The 17,143-nt window shown below is 69.4% G+C and carries 13 protein-coding genes; 9 read left to right on the forward strand and 4 right to left on the reverse strand.

The annotated features are described in order from the left end of the window. Positions 1–37: 37 nt before the first annotated feature. Complete coding sequence (locus tag ACF08N_RS33300; protein WP_392328459.1) at positions 38–688, reverse strand: hypothetical protein; 651 nt, start codon at positions 686–688, stop codon at positions 38–40. Continuing rightward, positions 685–4,659 (reverse strand): type VII secretion protein EccCa, encoded by a 3,975-nt coding sequence (gene eccCa / locus ACF08N_RS33305; RefSeq protein WP_392328460.1) that lies wholly within the window; start codon positions 4,657–4,659, stop codon positions 685–687. Before eccCa ends, ACF08N_RS33300 begins: the two co-directional genes overlap by 4 nt. A 224-nt stretch (positions 4,660–4,883) precedes the next feature. On the opposite strand from eccCa, the gene eccD reads away from it, so the two are divergent. The 6 genes from eccD (at position 4,884) to ACF08N_RS33335 (ending at position 11,991) form a co-directional block, all read left to right on the forward strand. Continuing rightward, positions 4,884–6,383, forward strand: coding sequence for a type VII secretion integral membrane protein EccD (eccD, locus tag ACF08N_RS33310; RefSeq protein WP_392328461.1), 1,500 nt, complete (start codon positions 4,884–4,886; stop codon positions 6,381–6,383). A gap of 166 nt (positions 6,384–6,549) precedes the next feature. After that, positions 6,550–6,837: a 30S ribosomal protein S15 gene (gene rpsO / locus ACF08N_RS33315; protein ID WP_030583699.1), complete on the forward strand. Its 288-nt coding sequence runs from the start codon at positions 6,550–6,552 to the stop codon at positions 6,835–6,837. Between the two features lie 299 nt (positions 6,838–7,136). Continuing rightward, a complete protein-coding gene (locus tag ACF08N_RS33320; RefSeq protein WP_392328462.1) occupies positions 7,137–9,377 on the forward strand; it encodes a polyribonucleotide nucleotidyltransferase in 2,241 nt (746 codons plus the stop codon). Next, the gene (locus ACF08N_RS33325) at positions 9,374–10,753 is read left to right on the forward strand and encodes a M16 family metallopeptidase (protein ID WP_392328463.1); all 1,380 of its coding nucleotides are present in this window, start codon (positions 9,374–9,376) and stop codon (positions 10,751–10,753) included. Before ACF08N_RS33320 ends, ACF08N_RS33325 begins: the two co-directional genes overlap by 4 nt. 20 nt (positions 10,754–10,773) lie before the next feature. Beyond that, positions 10,774–11,526, forward strand: coding sequence for a 4-hydroxy-tetrahydrodipicolinate reductase (gene dapB, locus ACF08N_RS33330; RefSeq protein WP_392328464.1), 753 nt, complete (start codon positions 10,774–10,776; stop codon positions 11,524–11,526). Between the two features lie 12 nt (positions 11,527–11,538). Beyond that, on the forward strand, positions 11,539–11,991 hold the full coding sequence (locus tag ACF08N_RS33335) for a hypothetical protein (RefSeq protein WP_392328465.1): 453 nt from the start codon (positions 11,539–11,541) through the stop codon (positions 11,989–11,991). 77 nt (positions 11,992–12,068) lie between these two features. On the opposite strand, the gene ACF08N_RS33340 is transcribed toward ACF08N_RS33335, so the two are convergent. Together ACF08N_RS33340 and ACF08N_RS33345 are read right to left on the reverse strand one after the other, a co-directional pair. Continuing rightward, positions 12,069–12,617: a hypothetical protein gene (locus ACF08N_RS33340; RefSeq protein WP_392328466.1), complete on the reverse strand. Its 549-nt coding sequence runs from the start codon at positions 12,615–12,617 to the stop codon at positions 12,069–12,071. A gap of 126 nt (positions 12,618–12,743) precedes the next feature. Then, complete coding sequence (locus tag ACF08N_RS33345) at positions 12,744–12,980, reverse strand: hypothetical protein (RefSeq protein WP_392328467.1); 237 nt, start codon at positions 12,978–12,980, stop codon at positions 12,744–12,746. A gap of 199 nt (positions 12,981–13,179) precedes the next feature. Here ACF08N_RS33345 and thyX point away from each other — a divergent pair, with 199 nt between their 5' ends. From thyX to ACF08N_RS33360, 3 genes are all read left to right on the forward strand, one after another. Continuing rightward, positions 13,180–13,920, forward strand: a complete 741-nt coding sequence (gene thyX / locus ACF08N_RS33350) for an FAD-dependent thymidylate synthase (protein ID WP_392328468.1) — start codon at positions 13,180–13,182, stop codon at positions 13,918–13,920. 201 nt (positions 13,921–14,121) lie between these two features. Beyond that, positions 14,122–15,021 carry a 4-hydroxy-tetrahydrodipicolinate synthase gene (gene dapA, locus ACF08N_RS33355; protein WP_392328469.1) on the forward strand — a complete coding sequence of 300 codons (900 nt, stop codon included), beginning with the start codon at positions 14,122–14,124 and terminating at the stop codon, positions 15,019–15,021. Positions 15,022–15,205: 184 nt separating this feature from the next. Next, positions 15,206–16,891 carry a ribonuclease J gene (locus ACF08N_RS33360; RefSeq protein ID WP_392328470.1) on the forward strand — a complete coding sequence of 562 codons (1,686 nt, stop codon included), beginning with the start codon at positions 15,206–15,208 and terminating at the stop codon, positions 16,889–16,891. The last annotated feature ends 252 nt before the right edge of the window (positions 16,892–17,143 follow it).

The raw sequence follows: 17,143 nt of genomic DNA on the forward strand, positions 1-17,143 counted from the left end.
GCTTCAATTCCGCATGAACCTATGTGATGCGCTGTGCCTACGTACAAGGGGCGTCTGCAACATCCGTGGTGATGCCGTACATCAAGTTGTCGATCGCCGCATCCCTCTCGGACTGCCCCGGCAGCGGAACCGCGTGCACCGTCAGGCAGATGCTGCCGTCGATCTCGTACCGCTCCACGAACGGGCCCGTGGTGTCCGGCTCGTTGTCGGCTTCCGATCCGTCCAGGCCTTCCCTGCGCGCCTCGGAGTCCCAGTTGCCGCCGGAGTCCTCGTCCTCCTCGACCAGCGACGCGACCGGATCCTCACGCTCAGGACCCTTGAGTCGTGGGTCGAGGAACGCGCCCCATGAGCCGTCTCCGAAATCCCACTTGTGGCGCCCTTCGCCGTCCTCCGTCTCCAGGTTCAGCGCCGCGTTCTCCACCCGGTCCAAGACCTCGGCGTGATCCGGTCCTGTCTCGAAGACGCCCGCCAGCCGCAGCAGGCTGACCACCTGCCACCCCAGGAACAGCCCCACCGCCACCAGCGCCACCCGGCGCCACATGAACGACGCCGCCGACGGCTCGTGCGGTTCCGGGTTGTCGTAGTGCGGCGCCCGGAAGCGCCACCACAGCTTGCGGGGGTCGACGAACAGGCCGAAGGCGACGAACGCCACCGCGAACACCCCGGCGAAGACGGCGGCCCCGATCATCCGTGCACGTCCGTCGGCATCAGGCCCGTCTGCACCAGCGGATTCCCCCGCTGCCGCGAGACGAAGACGCCCCGCCCCGCCGGCATCGGACGCATCCGCACGCCACCGAGGACGTCGCCTTCCGTCGGATCGCCGGAGAGCAGCACGCCCTGAGCGCCCAGCTCCATCATCCGCTGCATGAACGACTCGTATCCCGCCCGGCTCGCTCCCGCCGCGCTGCGGGCGATGATGAAGCGGACACCGACGTCCCGCGCGAACGGCAGCAGTTCCGTTAGCTTCGCCAGCGGGTTGCCGCTCGACGTCGACACGAGGTCGTAGTCGTCGACGACCACGTACACCGAAGGCCCGCGCCACCAGCTGCGGTCCCGCAGCTGCTGCGCCGTGACATCCGCCGAGGGGGTACGGCGCTGCATCAGGTCGGCGAGCGCGTCGACATGGTGGTCCATGTTGTTCGACATGGGGACGTACTCGGCCAGGTGGCTGGCCGGGGTGACGTCCAGCAGCGCGCGGCGGTTGTCGATCACGAAGAACTTGGCGGAGTCTCCGTCGTACCGCTCCGTCAGCTGCTTGATCAGCAGCCGCAGCAGGTTGGACTTGCCGGACTCGCTCTCACCGAAGATCAGGAAGAACGGGTCGCGGTCGAAGTTGACGAAGACCGGCTCCAGCGCGTTCTCGTCGATGGCGAACGCCACGCCGCGCTGCGGTTCCGCGTAACCCGCCGGGAGGCTCTGGGCCTGCAGCTCACGAGGCAGGAGACGGACGGCGGGGGCCGGGGCTGCCGTCCAGTGCCGGGTGACCTCCTGCGTCATGGCAGCCGTCGCCTCGGACAGGTCGCTGTCGGAGCTGATGCCGTCGATGCGGGGCACGGCGGCCATGAAGTGCAGGACCTCCGGGGTCAGACCGCGGCCGGGCACGCCCGACGGGACGTTCACCGCGGCCTTGCGGTCCACTTCGGAGTCCATCGTGTCGCCGAGCCGCAGCTCCAGCCTGTTCATCAGGAGGTCCTTGAGGTTGGACCGGACCTCCATGGAGCGGGACGCCGTCAGGACCACGTGGATGCCGTAGCCGAGTCCGCGCGCGGCGATGTCCACCACCGCGGACTCCAGGCCCTCGTAGTCGCTGCGGAAGTTGCCCCACCCGTCGATGACGAGGAAGACGTCGCCCCAGGGCTGATCGGTCACCGAGATCTCGCCGCGGGCCCGCAGCCTGCGGTACGTGGCGATGGAGTCGATGCCCGCGCTGCGGAAGTACTCCTCGCGCCGCGACAGGATGCCGTAGACCTCGGCCACCGTCCGCCGCACCCGCTCGGGGTCGAGACGCGAGGCCACACCACCGACATGCGGCAGGCCCGAGATGGAGGACATGCCGCCACCACCGAAGTCGAGTCCGTAGAACTGGACCTCCTGCGGGGTGTGGGTCAGTGCGAACGCGGAGATCAGCGTGCGCAGCAGCGTCGACTTGCCCGACTGCGGACCGCCGACGATCTGCATGTGACCCGCGGCTCCCGAGAAGTCCCGGAAGAGGATGTCGCGGCGCTGCTCGAACGGCTTGTCCACCACGCCCAGCGGGACCACGAGCCGGCCGGCCCCCTCGTAGCCGGGCTGCGTCAGACCGCGGCCCTCCACTCCGGCGAGGCCGGGCAGCAGCTCGTCCAGCGGCGGCGGGTTGTCCAGCGGAGGCAGCCACACCTGGTGCGCCTCGGCGCCGCGCCCCTCCAGACGCCGGACGATGACGTCGAGCACCGAGTCGGCCAGGGCGTCGTCCTCGGATGTGCGGGCGTCGGGGACAGTCGACTGGGCGGTCGGCTGGATGTAACGGACGGGGACCGGCGCGGCGGTGAAGGGCACCGGCCGGCGGTCGACGGGCAGCGGCCCGCTGGACACAGCCGCGTGCTGGTGGGAGCGGTACACACCGGAGACGTAGGCCGCCTTGAAGCGAACCATCTCGTCCGTGCCGTACTTGAGGTACCCGGAGCCCGGGACGTTCGGCAGCGTGTAGGCGTCGGGCACGCCGATCGCGGCACGCGACTCGGCGGCGGAGAAGGTGCGCAGACCCACCCGGTAGGACAGGTACGTCTCCAGACCGCGAAGACGCCCCTCCTCCAGACGCTGCGAGGCCAGCAGCAGGTGGACGCCGAGCGACCGGCCGATACGGCCGATCTGCACGAACATCTCGATGAAGTCGGGCTTGGCGGTGAGGAGTTCGCTGAACTCGTCGATCACCAGCACGAGCGACGGGATGGGCTGCAGCGGCGCTCCCGCCGCGCGGGCCTTCTCGTAGTCGTGGATGTTCGCGTAGTTGCCCGCGTCGCGCAGCATCTCCTGGCGGCGGTTGAGCTCACCGCGGATGGAGTCGCCCATGCGGTCCACCAGCGTGAGGTCGTCAGCGAGGTTGGTGATCACCGCCGCCACGTGGGGCATCTGGGACATGCCGGCGAACGTGGCACCGCCCTTGAAGTCCGCGAGGACGAAGTTCAGGGTCTCCGAGGAGTGCGTGACGGCCAGGCCGAGAACGAGCGTGCGCAGCAGCTCCGACTTGCCGGAACCGGTGGCGCCGACGCACAGACCGTGCGGGCCCATACCCTCCTGCGCCGCCTCCTTGAGGTCCAGCATGACGGGGCTGCCGTCCTCGCCGACACCGATCGGCACGCGCAGCCGCTCGGACTGCGACCGCGGCCGCCAGGTGCGGCTGACGTCGACCGAGGCGGCGTCGCCGAGGTTCAGCAGGTCGGTGAACTCGAGGTTGGCGAGCAGCGGTTCGTCGTCGTCCCCGCCGGACGCGATCCGCAGCGGAGCGAGCTGACGGGCAAGGGCCTCGGCGGCCTCCAGGCTCAGACGGTCGGGGGTTCCGTCGTACACCAGCCCGTGGCCGGACTCCAGTTGCAGAGAGTCGGGTTGCACGATCACGGACAGGCCGCCGCGGGCGCCCGTGTTCTCGCCCGGTACGACCTCGATGATCGTCACGCCCTGAAGGCCCTCCGGGGCGGCGAGCGCCGACGCCTGGGGGACCGACTGGCCGTCGAGCACGACGACGATGTGGGGCTGGTCCAGGAGCGGGTGGTTGCCGCCGTGGAAGCGGGGGCGCCCCTCCAGACGGGTGGCGAGCATGTCCTGCAGGTCGCGTGCGTCCGTGGTGATGAGACGCCGCGTCCCCGCGCCGTCGCCGGGGCCGGTGTCCTGGACGTGCGGAAGCCACTTCGCCCACTCCCACTCCGGAGCGGCGTTGGTGTTCGCCGCGACGGCGACGACCAGGTCCTCGGGGGAGTGCAGCGCTGCGAGCGAGCCGACCATGGCGCGTGCGGCGGAGCGCACGGAGTCGGGATCGCCGCTCACCGTCAGGTGGTAGAAGGCCCGGAGTGACACGGCCATCGGCAGGCCGTCGAGTGTGCCGTGCGCATTGACGAACTGCTGCATGGCGCCGGCTGTGAGCGGCTCCAGCTCGTCGACGGGAGCGGTCTCGGGAGCGATGAGCGGCGTGGCGAGCTGCTGACTGCCCAGCCCGATGCGCACCTGTGCGAAGTCGTCGTCGGCGACGCGGCGCTCCCAGACCCGGCTTCCCTCGGCGACGAGCGCCCACAACTGCTCCGGGGACGGGTGCAGGTAGTACTGCGCGTCACGCTGCAGCTTCGCCGTCCTGAGTACGGTACGGCGCGTCTGGGTCAGGTACTTGAGATAGTCGCGCCGCAGGTCCGCGAGCTGCCCCTGGGTGCCGCGCCGGTAGCGCACGAGCATCGCGATGGCCATGGCCACCGTCGAGGCGATCATCACCATGCCCATGATCCGCATGATCGGATTCGGCGTCATGAAGAAGAATACGACCGAACCGCCCATACCGAGCATGGGCAGGAGTTGCATCAGCGCACCCTCCTGCTGCCCGCGGGGCAGCTCCGGCGGGGGTTGCAGCTGCACCTGCTCTCCGGGCACTTCGGACGGCAGGGCCCGTGGTGGGCGCTTGACGACGATCTGACTCACAGCTCACCAATTCCCTTGCCGGACGGAAATGTTCCTATCGGCGCCCCCGTGGCGACGGGTTCCATCCGCGGGGAGGGATCCTACTTGCGTGGGGAGTCACGGGTGGGCGGTAGGGTGGCGCGACGTGTTTGCGCGCCCATGAACTTCCGCAAAAAAAGGGTCATTCGGAGCGCAATGTCAGGCTTGCTAGCCAGGATCACCACGAGGGGAAGCAGCAGGTGAGTATGACGGCCCCAGCCACGGCCACCGGAGCCGGTCAGTCCGCTCCCACGACCGTGTCCAGCGGCGGCACCGGCTTCTGCCGGGTCACGGTCGTGGCACCGGACGGTCGCGTCGACGTCGCCCTGCCCGAGGACATCGCCGTCGCCGACCTCTACCCGGAGGTGCTCCGCCTGTCGGGCCAGAGCCCGGCACCGGGCGCCCCGGTCGGCTACCACCTGGTACGCCGCGACGGCACGGTGCTCGACGGCGGCCGTTCCCTCGCCGCCCAGCGCATTCTCGACGGAGAGCTGCTGTCGCTGCGGCCCTTCGCCGAGTCGCTGCCGCCGGCGGTCTTCGACGACGTGTCGGACGCGGTGGCATCCGCCGTCGCCCGCGACCGCACCCTGTGGAGCGACGACCTGATGCGCGGCGCCGGGCTCTTCGGAGGCTCGGTCCTGCTCGTCCTGCTCGCCTTCGCCCTGTGGACGGCCAAGCCCGGACACGACATGCACAGCCTGCCCGGCATCCTCGCCGGGATCACCGGCGTGCTGCTCCTGGCGCTCGCGGGCGTCCGCGCCCGGGTGTACGACGACCGCGGATCGTCGGTGGCGCTCGGCATCGGTGCAATGGCGAACGCGGGTGTCGCCGGTGCCGGACTGCTGCCCCTCGCCCAGGGCGAGGGCGTGGGCAAGCTCCAGTTCCTGCTGGCCTGTGCCGCCGTCCTCGTGTGCGCGGTGATCCTCACGATCGTGGCCCCCGGCGGCGACGGCCCGTTCGTCGCCTTCGTCTTCGCCGCGATCGTCGGCCTCCTCGTGACCTTCGTCGCCATCCTGACCGAGCTGAAGCCCGCAGAGACCGCCGCGGTCTGCGCCCCGCTCGCCGTCGGCGCGCTCGCCTTCCTGCCGGGACTGTCCACCAGGTTCGCCCGGCTCCCGATCGGCTTCGACCCGCCGCGGACCAGTGTCGGGGGCTACGACGCCGACCCGGAGCCGCAGGGCCCGGTCGACGCCGCCCGTATCGCCGCCCAGGCCCGCCGAGGGCACGAACTGCTCGTCGGCCTCGTCGGCGGCTGCGCGCTGGTCGCCGTCGGTGCCGCTGCCGTGCTCGGCTTCTCGGACAACGTGTGGGGACAGCTGCTGGCACTCGCCACCGGCGTCGCCATGCTGATGCGCGCCCACCTCTTCCGCTACACCGCGCAGGTCGGCTGCGCGCTCGCGGCCGGTCTCGGCGCTCTCGTACTGCTCGGGCTCGGCCTGTCCCTGAACCCGCCCACCGACCTCTTCCGTGACGCGCTCAGGGGCGACGGCACCGCACTGGACATCCGTACGATCTGGCTCGCCGCCGCGATCGCCGGAGTCGCCGCGCTGATCACGGCCATCGGCCTGATCGTGCCGCGCAAGGGCGTCACGCCGTTCTGGGGCCGCTTCCTGGAGGTCGCCGAGACGTTTGTGCTGCTCACGCTCGTGCCGCTGTGCCTGGCCGTCTTCGACGTCTACCACTCCATCCGGGCGCTGACGTCCTGAGGACCCTGGTACGCTGTGTAACGGCCGTTTGTGTACGCGAACCCCGGAGCCCCTCTCGGACTCTGGAGCAGCGCTCATCGGACCTTCGCCTCCGAGTCACGGAAGCTCCCCTGAGACCAAGACCAGGGGCACTCGTGGGCGCATCGAACACCCAGAGGAGTACCGAGTGTCTCTCGACGCCGCTACGAAGAAGCAGATCATCGCCGAGTTCGGCACCAAGGAGGGCGACACCGGCTCCCCCGAGGTCCAGGTCGCGATGCTCTCCCGCCGCATCTCGGACCTGACCGAGCACCTCAAGACGCACAAGCACGACCACCACTCCCGTCGTGGTCTGCTCATCCTCGTCGGTCAGCGCCGCCGTCTGCTGCAGTACCTGGCCAAGAAGGACATCCAGCGCTTCCGTACGCTGGTCGACCGGCTCGGCATCCGCCGTGGTGCGGCCGGCGCCAAGTAAGACGCCGTGAAGGGAGCGGTTCCCACCGACAGGGGGCCGCTCCCTTTGCTGTACGCGCGGCTGTCGTCGCGCTGTACGTGCGCGACGGACCGGACGGCAATTAGTCTGGTCGCACAACGCCATACACCCATCCGCGCGGAAAGAACGCCTCCTCGCCGCCGGTCCTCGGTAGTGGCCCCCGGACACATCCCGGGTGCTTCGATCGAAGACCGGCCCGCACACAAGGCGTGCTTCTCCGCCACCGTTCCGCCACCACACGGGTGACGGGGCGAAAAGACGATACGTAGGAGAAATCGCTAGTGGAGAACGAGACCCACTACGCCGAGGCCGTCATCGACAACGGCGTATTCGGCACCCGCACCATCCGCTTCGAGACGGGCCGCCTGGCCAAGCAGGCCGCCGGTTCCGCCGTGGCGTACCTGGACGACGACACCATGGTGCTGTCGGCCACCACCGCTTCCAAGAAGCCCAAGGACCAGCTCGACTTCTTCCCCCTCACGGTGGACGTCGAGGAGCGGATGTACTCGGCCGGCAAGATCCCCGGCTCCTTCTTCCGCCGGGAGGGCCGGCCCTCCGAGGACGCCATCCTCACCTGCCGCCTGATCGACCGACCGCTGCGCCCGTCCTTCAAGAAGGGCCTGCGCAACGAGATCCAGATCGTCGAGACGATCATGGCGCTCAACCCCGATCACCTCTACGACGTGATCGCGATCAACGCCGCCTCCTGCTCCACGCAGCTGGCCGGCCTGCCCTTCTCCGGCCCCATCGGCGGCACCCGTGTCGCGCTGATCAAGGGCCAGTGGGTCGCGTTCCCGACGCACACCGAGCTCGAGGACGCGGTCTTCGACATGGTGGTTGCCGGCCGCGTCCTGGAGGACGGCGACGTCGCGATCATGATGGTCGAGGCCGAGGCCACCGAGAAGACGATCGAGCTCGTCAAGGGCGGCGCCGAGGCGCCGACCGAGGAGATCGTCGCCGCCGGCCTCGACGCCGCGAAGCCCTTCATCAAGGTCCTGTGCAAGGCGCAGTCGGACCTCGCCGCCAAGGCCGCCAAGCCCGAGGGCGAGTTCCCGGTCTTCCTCGACTACGAGGACGACGTCTACGCCGCCCTGTCCGACGCGGTCAAGGACGAGCTGGCCCAGGCGCTCACCATCGCCGGCAAGCAGGAGCGCGAGACCGAGCTGGACCGCGTGAAGGCCGTCGCCGCCGAGAAGCTGCTCCCGGCCTTCGAGGGCCGCGAGAAGGAGATCTCGGCCGCCTACCGTTCGCTGACCAAGTCCCTGGTGCGCGAGCGCGTCATCAAGGACAAGGTCCGCATCGACGGCCGTGGCGTCACGGACATCCGTACGCTCGCCGCCGAGGTCGAGGCCATCCCGCGCGTGCACGGCTCGGCGCTGTTCGAGCGTGGCGAGACCCAGATCCTGGGCGTCACCACCCTCAACATGCTCCGCATGGAGCAGCAGCTGGACACCCTCTCCCCGGTGACCCGCAAGCGCTACATGCACAACTACAACTTCCCGCCGTACTCCACCGGTGAGACCGGCCGCGTCGGTTCCCCGAAGCGCCGCGAGATCGGCCACGGCGCGCTCGCCGAGCGCGCTCTCGTGCCGGTGCTGCCGACGCGCGAGGAGTTCCCGTACGCGATCCGCCAGGTGTCCGAGGCCCTCGGCTCCAACGGCTCGACGTCCATGGGCTCGGTCTGCGCCTCCACCATGTCGCTGCTGAACGCCGGTGTGCCGCTGAAGGCCCCCGTCGCCGGTATTGCCATGGGTCTGATCTCCCAGGAGATCGACGGCGAGACGCACTACGTCACCCTCACCGACATCCTCGGTGCGGAGGACGCCTTCGGTGACATGGACTTCAAGGTCGCCGGCACCAAGGAGTTCGTCACCGCCCTCCAGCTCGACACCAAGCTGGACGGCATCCCGGCCTCCGTCCTGGCCGCGGCCCTCAAGCAGGCCCGTGACGCCCGCCTCCACATCCTCGACGTGATGATGGAAGCGATCGACACCCCGGACGAGATGTCCCCGAACGCCCCGCGGATCATCACCGTCAAGATCCCCGTGGACAAGATCGGCGAGGTCATCGGCCCCAAGGGCAAGATGATCAACCAGATCCAGGAGGACACCGGCGCCGAGATCACGATCGAGGACGACGGCACCATCTACATCGGTGCCGCCGACGGCCCGGCCGCCGAGGCCGCCCGCGCCACGATCAACGGCATCGCCAACCCGACCATGCCGGAGGTCGGCGAGCGCTACCTGGGTACCGTCGTCAAGACGACCACCTTCGGTGCGTTCGTGTCCCTGCTCCCGGGCAAGGACGGCCTGCTGCACATCTCGCAGATCCGCAAGCTCGCCGGCGGCAAGCGCGTGGAGAACGTCGAGGACGTCCTCGCCGTGGGCTCCAAGGTCCAGGTCGAGATCGCCGAGATCGACTCCCGCGGCAAGCTCTCCCTGATCCCCGTGGTCGAGGGCGAGGAGGCTGCGTCCGACAGCGGCTCCGCCGCGGGCTCGGACAAGGACGACACCGACAAGTGACGTCCCGTAGTTCCAGGACGACGGCCCGCACCTCCTCGGAGGCGCGGGCCGTCGCCCGTACCCAAACGCTGCTCAAGGGCAGGGACGGCATCGGTACCGTCCGGCGCACCACCCTGCCGGGCGGTCTGCGCATCGTTACCGAGACGCTGCCGTCCGTACGCTCCGCCACCTTCGGGATCTGGGCGAACGTGGGCTCCCGCGACGAGACGCCCTCGCTCGGCGGCGCCACCCACTACCTCGAGCACCTCCTCTTCAAGGGCACGAGCCGGCGCTCCGCCCTCGACATCTCCGCCGCCGTCGACGCGGTGGGCGGCGAGATGAACGCCTTCACGGCCAAGGAGTACACCTGCTACTACGCGCGGGTGCTCGACACCGACCTGCCGCTCGCCATCGACGTCGTCTGCGACATGCTCACCGGGTCGCTGATCCTCGAAGAGGATGTGAACGTCGAGCGCGGCGCGATCCTCGAAGAGATCGCGATGACAGAGGACGACCCGGGCGACTGCGTGCACGACCTGTTCGCGCACACCATGTTCGGTGACTCCCCGCTCGGCCGGCCGGTCCTCGGCACCGTCGACACCGTCAACGCGCTCACGGCGGACCGCATCCGGCGCTTCTACAAGAAGCACTACGACCCGACCCACCTGATCGTCGCCGCCGCGGGCAACATCGACCACGCCACGGTCGTACGCCAGGTCCGCCAGGCCTTCGAACGGGCCGGCGCCCTCTCCCGTACGGACGCCGTCCCCACACCGCCCCGCGACGGAAGCCGCGCCCTGCGCACCGCCGGACGGGTCGAGCACCTGAACCGCAGGACCGAGCAGGCGCACGTCGTCCTCGGCATGCCGGGCCTCGCCCGCACCGACGACCGCCGCTGGGCCCTCGGCGTCCTGAACACCGCCCTCGGCGGTGGCATGTCCTCGCGCCTCTTCCAGGAGGTCCGCGAGAAGCGCGGCCTGGCCTACAGCGTGTACTCGTACACCTCGGGCTTCGCCGACACGGGACTGTTCGGCGTGTACGCGGGCTGCCGGCCCAGCCAGGTCCACGACGTCCTCAAGATCTGCCGGGACGAACTCGACCGGGTCGCGGCGGAGGGCCTGTCCGACGAGGAGATCGGCCGTGCCATCGGGCAGCTCGCCGGCTCCACGGTCCTCGGCCTGGAGGACACCGGCGCGCTGATGAACCGCATCGGCAAGAGCGAGCTGTGCTGGGGCTCCCAGATGTCGGTGGACGAGATGCTGGCGCGGATATCGGCCGTGACCCCCGACGAGGTGCGGGCGGTGGCCGGTGACATCCTGGGGCAACGCCCGTCGCTGTCGGTCATCGGCCCGCTCAAGGACAAGCAGGCGGACCGCCTGCACGAAGCGGTCTCGTAACCCCCTGAAGGAAGAGTGCAATGAGCAAGCTGCGCGTGGCTGTTCTCGGTGCCAAGGGCCGTATCGGCTCCGAGGCGGTACGGGCCGTCGAGGCCGCCGACGACATGGAGCTGGTCGCGGCCCTCGGCCGCGGCGACAAGCTGGAGACCCTCGTGGAATCCGGCACTCAGGTCGTGGTCGAACTGACCACGCCCGCATCGGTGATGGGCAACCTCGACTTCTGCGTACGCCACGGCATGCACGCGGTCGTCGGCACCACCGGCTGGACCGACGAACGCCTCGCGCAGCTGAACACCTCGCTCGCCGCCTCCCCGGAGACCGGCGTGCTCATCGCACCCAACTTCTCCATCGGCGCGGTGCTCACCATGAAGTTCGCCCAGCAGGCGGCGCGTTACTTCGAGTCCGTCGAGGTCGTCGAGCTGCACCACCCGAACAAGGCCGACGCCCCCTCCGGCACCGCCACCCGCACCGCCCAGCTGATTGCCGCGGCCCGCGCCGAGGCCGGCTGCGCGCCGCAGCCCGACGCCACCGTCACTGCCCTCGACGGCGCCCGCGGCGCCGACGTCGACGGCGTCCCGGTGCACGCGATCCGCCTGCGCGGCCTCCTCGCCCACCAGGAGGTGCTGCTCGGCGGCGAGGGCGAGACGCTGACCATCCGGCACGACTCCCTGCACCACAGCAGCTTCATGCCCGGCATCCTGCTCGGCGTCCGCCGCGTGGTGTCCGCCCCCGGCCTCACCTTCGGGCTGGAAAACTTCCTCGACCTGGGCTGACCGGTACCTCGCATGCGCGCAAAGATCACGTACTTCGTCACGGCAGCCGTCCTGGTCGTCTACTTCGTCCTGGTCGGCAGCCGGGGCCTGATGCTGATCCGGCAGGGCACCGCGCTCACCGTCACCTTCGGTGTCGCGGTGCTGATCCTGCCGGTGATCGGCCTGTGGTTCCTGGGGAAGAACACCCAGTTCGTCACCAGGGCCAACCGGCTCGCGGCCGAGCTGGACGCCGAGGGCGGCCTGCCGGTCGACGAGCTGGTCCGTACGCCCGGGGGCCGTATCGACCGCGACTCCGCCGACGAGGTGTTCGCCAGGCGACGGGCGGAGACGGAGGACGCACCGGACGACTGGCGCTGCTGGTTCCGTCTCGCCGTCGCGTACCACGACGCTCGTGACACCCCGCGCGCCCGCAAGGCGATGCAGCGCGCGATCGCCCTGCACGACGGCAGGCCCGTCCCCGACTGACGGCCGCCGGGCACGACGGCAGGCCCGTCACCGGCTGACGGCCCGCGCTGCTGCGGCGCGGCAGCCCGTCGTCGCCGTCAGCGGGTCCGGTACTCGGCGCCCCAGGCCTCGATGCTGTCCGTGGCCCGGTCGAACGCCTCCAGACGCGACAGGAAGTCCCCGTTGTGGTCGGTGAGCAGGGCCAGCTGCTCGCCGCCCTGCTGTTCGAGTATCAGCGCCTGACCCTGCACGGTCCGGGGCATCCCGAGCCAACGCACCGGCTGCTGCACCGTCCGCAGCCCGGTGGTGCGGTTCCACGGGACCGTGGTGGTGGACAAGAGCGCCACACGACGCACCCCGTGGCGGCTCACCCACGTGCCCATGCGCACCAGCCGCAGCGCGGCGACGATCACGGCGGAACCCAGGAGCATGCACACGGCCGTCCCGGACAGGGCGCCCGCGATCGCGACGATCATCCCGGCGATGAGCACGAACGAGGCGAACAACAGCAGCAGTGCCGCGGCACCGACGCGCCAGGGACCCGGGCGGTAGGGACGCCGCCAGCGGTCGTGGTCGTCGAAGGGCAGCGCGGCGTCGTCCGCTTGCGCGTCGAAAGCACGGTCGGCCGTCAGGAAGGGCAGGGGCACGACGGATCCTCACTCACCAGCACACTCGGTTGGGCTGTGCCCGGTGAGGCTACCGAGGCGGTCGGGGGACGACCACCCCCGGGGGTCCATGGGGGTGGCCGTCCACGCCGGCCCGTCACCCGAAGGTCACCGGCCTTCCGACGCCTCGGACTTCTGCGAGTGGGTGGGCGCCTGACCGCTTTCCAGGGCGGGCATCCCGAGGAGCAGAGAGCCGACGAGACCACCGACGATGGTGAGCCCGATCATCGTCCGTCCCAGCAGCTGCGACCGGCTCGGCCGCTCCCGGGGCGGGGGAGCGACGTTGCTGCGGAAGGCGTCGGCCTCGGCGACGAACGAGAACGGGACGGCTTCTCGCCGGAACATCAGGAACTCTCCTCAAGAACTCATGGCCTGCTGCCGCTGCTCGTACAGCTGCTGCTCATATAGACGTGCAACACGGTCATTCGGTGCCCGAATCCGCTGAATCGACCACAGAACCGCTCCCGCCCGGCGTTTCCTCGGCTGTCGGCGGTGCGCCGTAGAGTGGGCGCCGCCCGAGCGATGCAACTGGAAGGACCCGCCGGTGAGCGAGACCCCCGCAGAGAACGTCAAGCCCAGCTTCCGCAGCGATGTCACGGTAGAGCTGGTGAAGCACACCGCCGGTGACTCCGACGTGCTGTGGGCCGCCCGCGTCTCCACCGCGGGCGAGCAGTCCCTCGACGAGCTCTCCAAGGACCCCGAGCGCTCCAAGGGCCTCATCAACTACCTGATGAGGGACCGCCACGGCAGCCCCTTCGAGCACAACTCGATGACCTTCTTCATCAGCGCCCCGATCTTCGTCTTCCGCGAGTTCATGCGCCACCGCGTCGGCTGGTCGTACAACGAGGAGTCCGGCCGCTACCGGCGCCTGGAGCCCGTCTTCTACATCCCGGACGAGGAGCGCAAGCTCGTCCAGGAGGGCCGCCCCGGGAAGTACGTGTTCGTGGAGGGCACCCAGGCGCAGCAGGAGCTCACCGGCCGGGTCATGTCGGACGCGTATCTCCACGCGTACGAGGCGTATCAGGAGATGCTCGACGCGGGCGTGGCGCGCGAGGTCGCCCGCGCGGTCCTGCCCGTCGGTCTGTACTCCTCGATGTACGCCACGTGCAATGCGCGCTCGCTCATGCATTTCCTCGGACTGCGCACCCAGCACGACGACGCGAAGGTCCCGTCCTTCCCGCAGCGCGAGATCGAAATGGTCGGCGAGAAGATGGAGCAGCACTGGGCCAAGCTCATGCCCCTCACATACGCCGCCTTCAATGCCAACGGGCGTGTCGCTCCCTGACCGCAGCTACGGGGCACAGATGTGCGGTCAGTCTGGCGAGGTGTCCGTATTGCGGCGTTTCGCGAAGTTCATCTAGGCTGATCAAACGGACCCGGCACTGCTTGAACCCCCGAGCAGGCAGTGCCGGGTTCCCCATGCCACGTCGTACGTCACGTGCCCCGAGGGGACACCGGGCGCTGAGCAACGAGTAGCGTGTTACCCATGGCTCCGATCTCCACTCCGCAGACCCCCTTCGGGCGGGTCCTCACCGCCATGGTCACGCCTTTCACGGCGGACGGCGCACTTGACCTCGCAGGCGCCCAGCGGCTGGCCGCCCATCTGGTGGACGCAGGCAACGACGGCCTGGTCGTCAATGGCACCACCGGCGAGTCGCCCACCACCAGCGACGCGGAAAAAGATCAGCTCGTACGGGCCGTGCTGGAGGCGGTCGGAGACCGCGCCCACGTCGTCGCCGGAATCGGGACCAACGACACCCGCCACTCCATCGAGCTCGCCCGCGCCGCCGAGCGCGCCGGCGCACACGGCCTGCTCGCCGTCACGCCGTACTACAACAAGCCTCCGCAAGAGGGCCTGTACCGTCACTTCTCGGCCATCGCCGACGCGACGGAACTGCCCGTCATGCTGTACGACATCCCGGGCCGCAGTGGCGTACCGATCGACACCGAGACGATCGTCCGCCTCGCCGCGCACCCGCGCATCGTCGCCAACAAGGACGCCAAGGGCGACCTCGGCCGCGCCAGCTGGGCCATCGCCCGCAGCGGCCTCGCCTGGTACTCGGGCGACGACATGCTCAACCTGCCGCTCCTGTCCGTCGGCGCGGTCGGTTTCGTCTCCGTGGTCGGCCATGTCGTCACCCCGGAGCTGCGCGCCCTTCTCGACGCCCACCGCGGCGGCGACGTCGAGAAGGCGACGGAGATCCACCAGAAGCTGCTCCCGGTGTTCACCGGGATGTTCCGTACCCAGGGCGTGATCACCACCAAGGCGGCCCTGACCCTCCAGGGCCTGCCCGCCGGCCCGCTGCGGCTCCCGCTCGTGGAGCTCTCCCCGGAGGAAACCGCACAGCTCAAGATCGACCTGGCCGCCGGCGGGGTACAGGTCTGAACAGACTTCACAACTGAATAGACGAAGAACCGGCCGACGTGATCGATGAGGTCGACACACCCGCGGAATCGGTGAGCCACGACCCCGATCGGACCGGCCGGAACACATACACCAGCAAGTGGCATGAATGTCATGTACGCCACGTGCCCAGCGGGCGCGTGGCGTACATGGTGAGGAGAGTCTTTTGAGTCATCCGCATCCTGAACTCGGCGCGCCCCCGAAGCTGCCCAAGGGCGGCCTGCGCGTCACGCCCCTCGGCGGCCTCGGCGAGATCGGCCGCAACATGACGGTCTTCGAATACGACGGCCGGCTGCTCATCGTCGACTGCGGCGTCCTCTTCCCCGAGGAGGAGCAGCCCGGGATCGACCTGATCCTCCCGGACTTCACCACCATCCGGGACCGCCTCGACGACGTCGAAGGCATCGTGCTCACGCACGGCCACGAGGACCACATCGGCGGTGTCCCGTACCTCCTCCGGCTGAAGCCGGACATCCCGCTGATCGGCTCCAAGCTGACCCTCGCCCTGATCGAGGCCAAGCTCCAGGAGCACCGGATCCGCCCGTACACACTCGAGGTGGCCGAGGGCAACCGAGAGCGCATCGGCCCCTTCGACTGCGAATTCATCGCGGTCAACCACTCCATCCCCGACGCCCTGGCCGTCGCCATCCGCACCCCTGCGGGCATGGCCGTTCACACCGGCGACTTCAAGATGGACCAGCTGCCGCTCGACCGGCGTCTCACCGACCTGCACGCCTTCGCGCGGCTCAGCGAGGAGGGCATCGACCTCCTGCTGTCGGACTCGACGAACGCCGAGGTCCCGGGCTTCGTCCCGCCCGAGCGCGACATCTCGAACGTCCTGCGCACGGTCTTCGCGAACGCCCAGAAGCGGATCATCGTGGCGAGCTTCGCGAGCCACGTCCACCGCATCCAGCAGATCCTCGACGCGGCGCACGAGTACGGACGCCGGGTGGCCTTCGTCGGCCGCTCGATGGTCCGCAACATGGGCATCGCCCGCGACCTGGGCTACCTCCGGGTCCCGGCCGGGCTCGTCGTGGACGTCAAGACGCTCGACGACCTGCCCGACCACGAGGTCGTCCTCGTCTGCACCGGTTCCCAGGGCGAGCCGATGGCGGCGCTGTCCCGGATGGCCAACCGTGACCACCAGATCCGCATCGTCCAGGGCGACACGGTGATCCTGGCCTCCTCGCTCATCCCGGGCAATGAGAACGCGGTCTACCGCGTGATCAACGGCCTGAGCCGGTGGGGCGCGAACGTGGTCCACAAGGGCAATGCCAAGGTCCACGTCTCGGGCCACGCCTCGGCAGGCGAGCTGCTGTACTTCTACAACATCTGCAAGCCGAAGAACCTGATGCCCGTCCACGGGGAGTGGCGCCACCTGCGCGCCAACGCCGAGCTCGGCGCGCTGACGGGTGTCCCGAAGGACCACATCGTCATCGCTGAGGACGGCGTGGTCGTCGACCTGATCGACGGCAAGGCCAAGATCGTCGGCAAGGTCCAGGCCGGCTATGTGTACGTGGACGGTCTGTCGGTCGGCGACGTCGGGGAGCCGGCGCTCAAGGACCGCCGCATCCTCGGCGAGGAGGGCATCATCTCGGTCTTCGTCGTCGTCGACAGCACGACGGGCAAGGTCGTGGGCGGCCCCAACATCCACGCGCGGGGCTCCGGCATCGACGACTCGGTGTTCACCGCGGTGGCGCCGAAGATCGAGGAGGCGATCGCCAAGGCGGCGTCCGACGGCGTCGCCGAGCCCCACCAACTGCAGCAACTCGTCCGCCGGTCGGTCGGCAAGTGGGTGTCCGACACCTACCGCCGGCGCCCGATGATCCTGCCCGTCGTCGTCGAGGTCTGACGCCGAGGCACATCGTCACTCCGGAGCGGGGCCCCCGATTTGCATCGGGGCGCCCCGCTCCAGTACGTTTACATCTCCGCTTGAACGGGAACCACGCACAGTCATGTGCGGAACCGGTGCCCGGGGGGCGGGAATTCCGACTCAGAATCTCTGATAAAGTCGGAGCCGCCGGAAAGGGAAGCGCGAAAGCGAAGAACTGGAAAGCACCGAGGAAATCGGGTCGGAAAGATCTGATAGAGTCGGAAACGCAAG

It is taken from the genome of Streptomyces sp. NPDC015127 (assembly GCF_043080095.1).
In the GTDB taxonomy this organism is placed as follows: Bacteria; Actinomycetota; Actinomycetes; order Streptomycetales; family Streptomycetaceae; genus Streptomyces.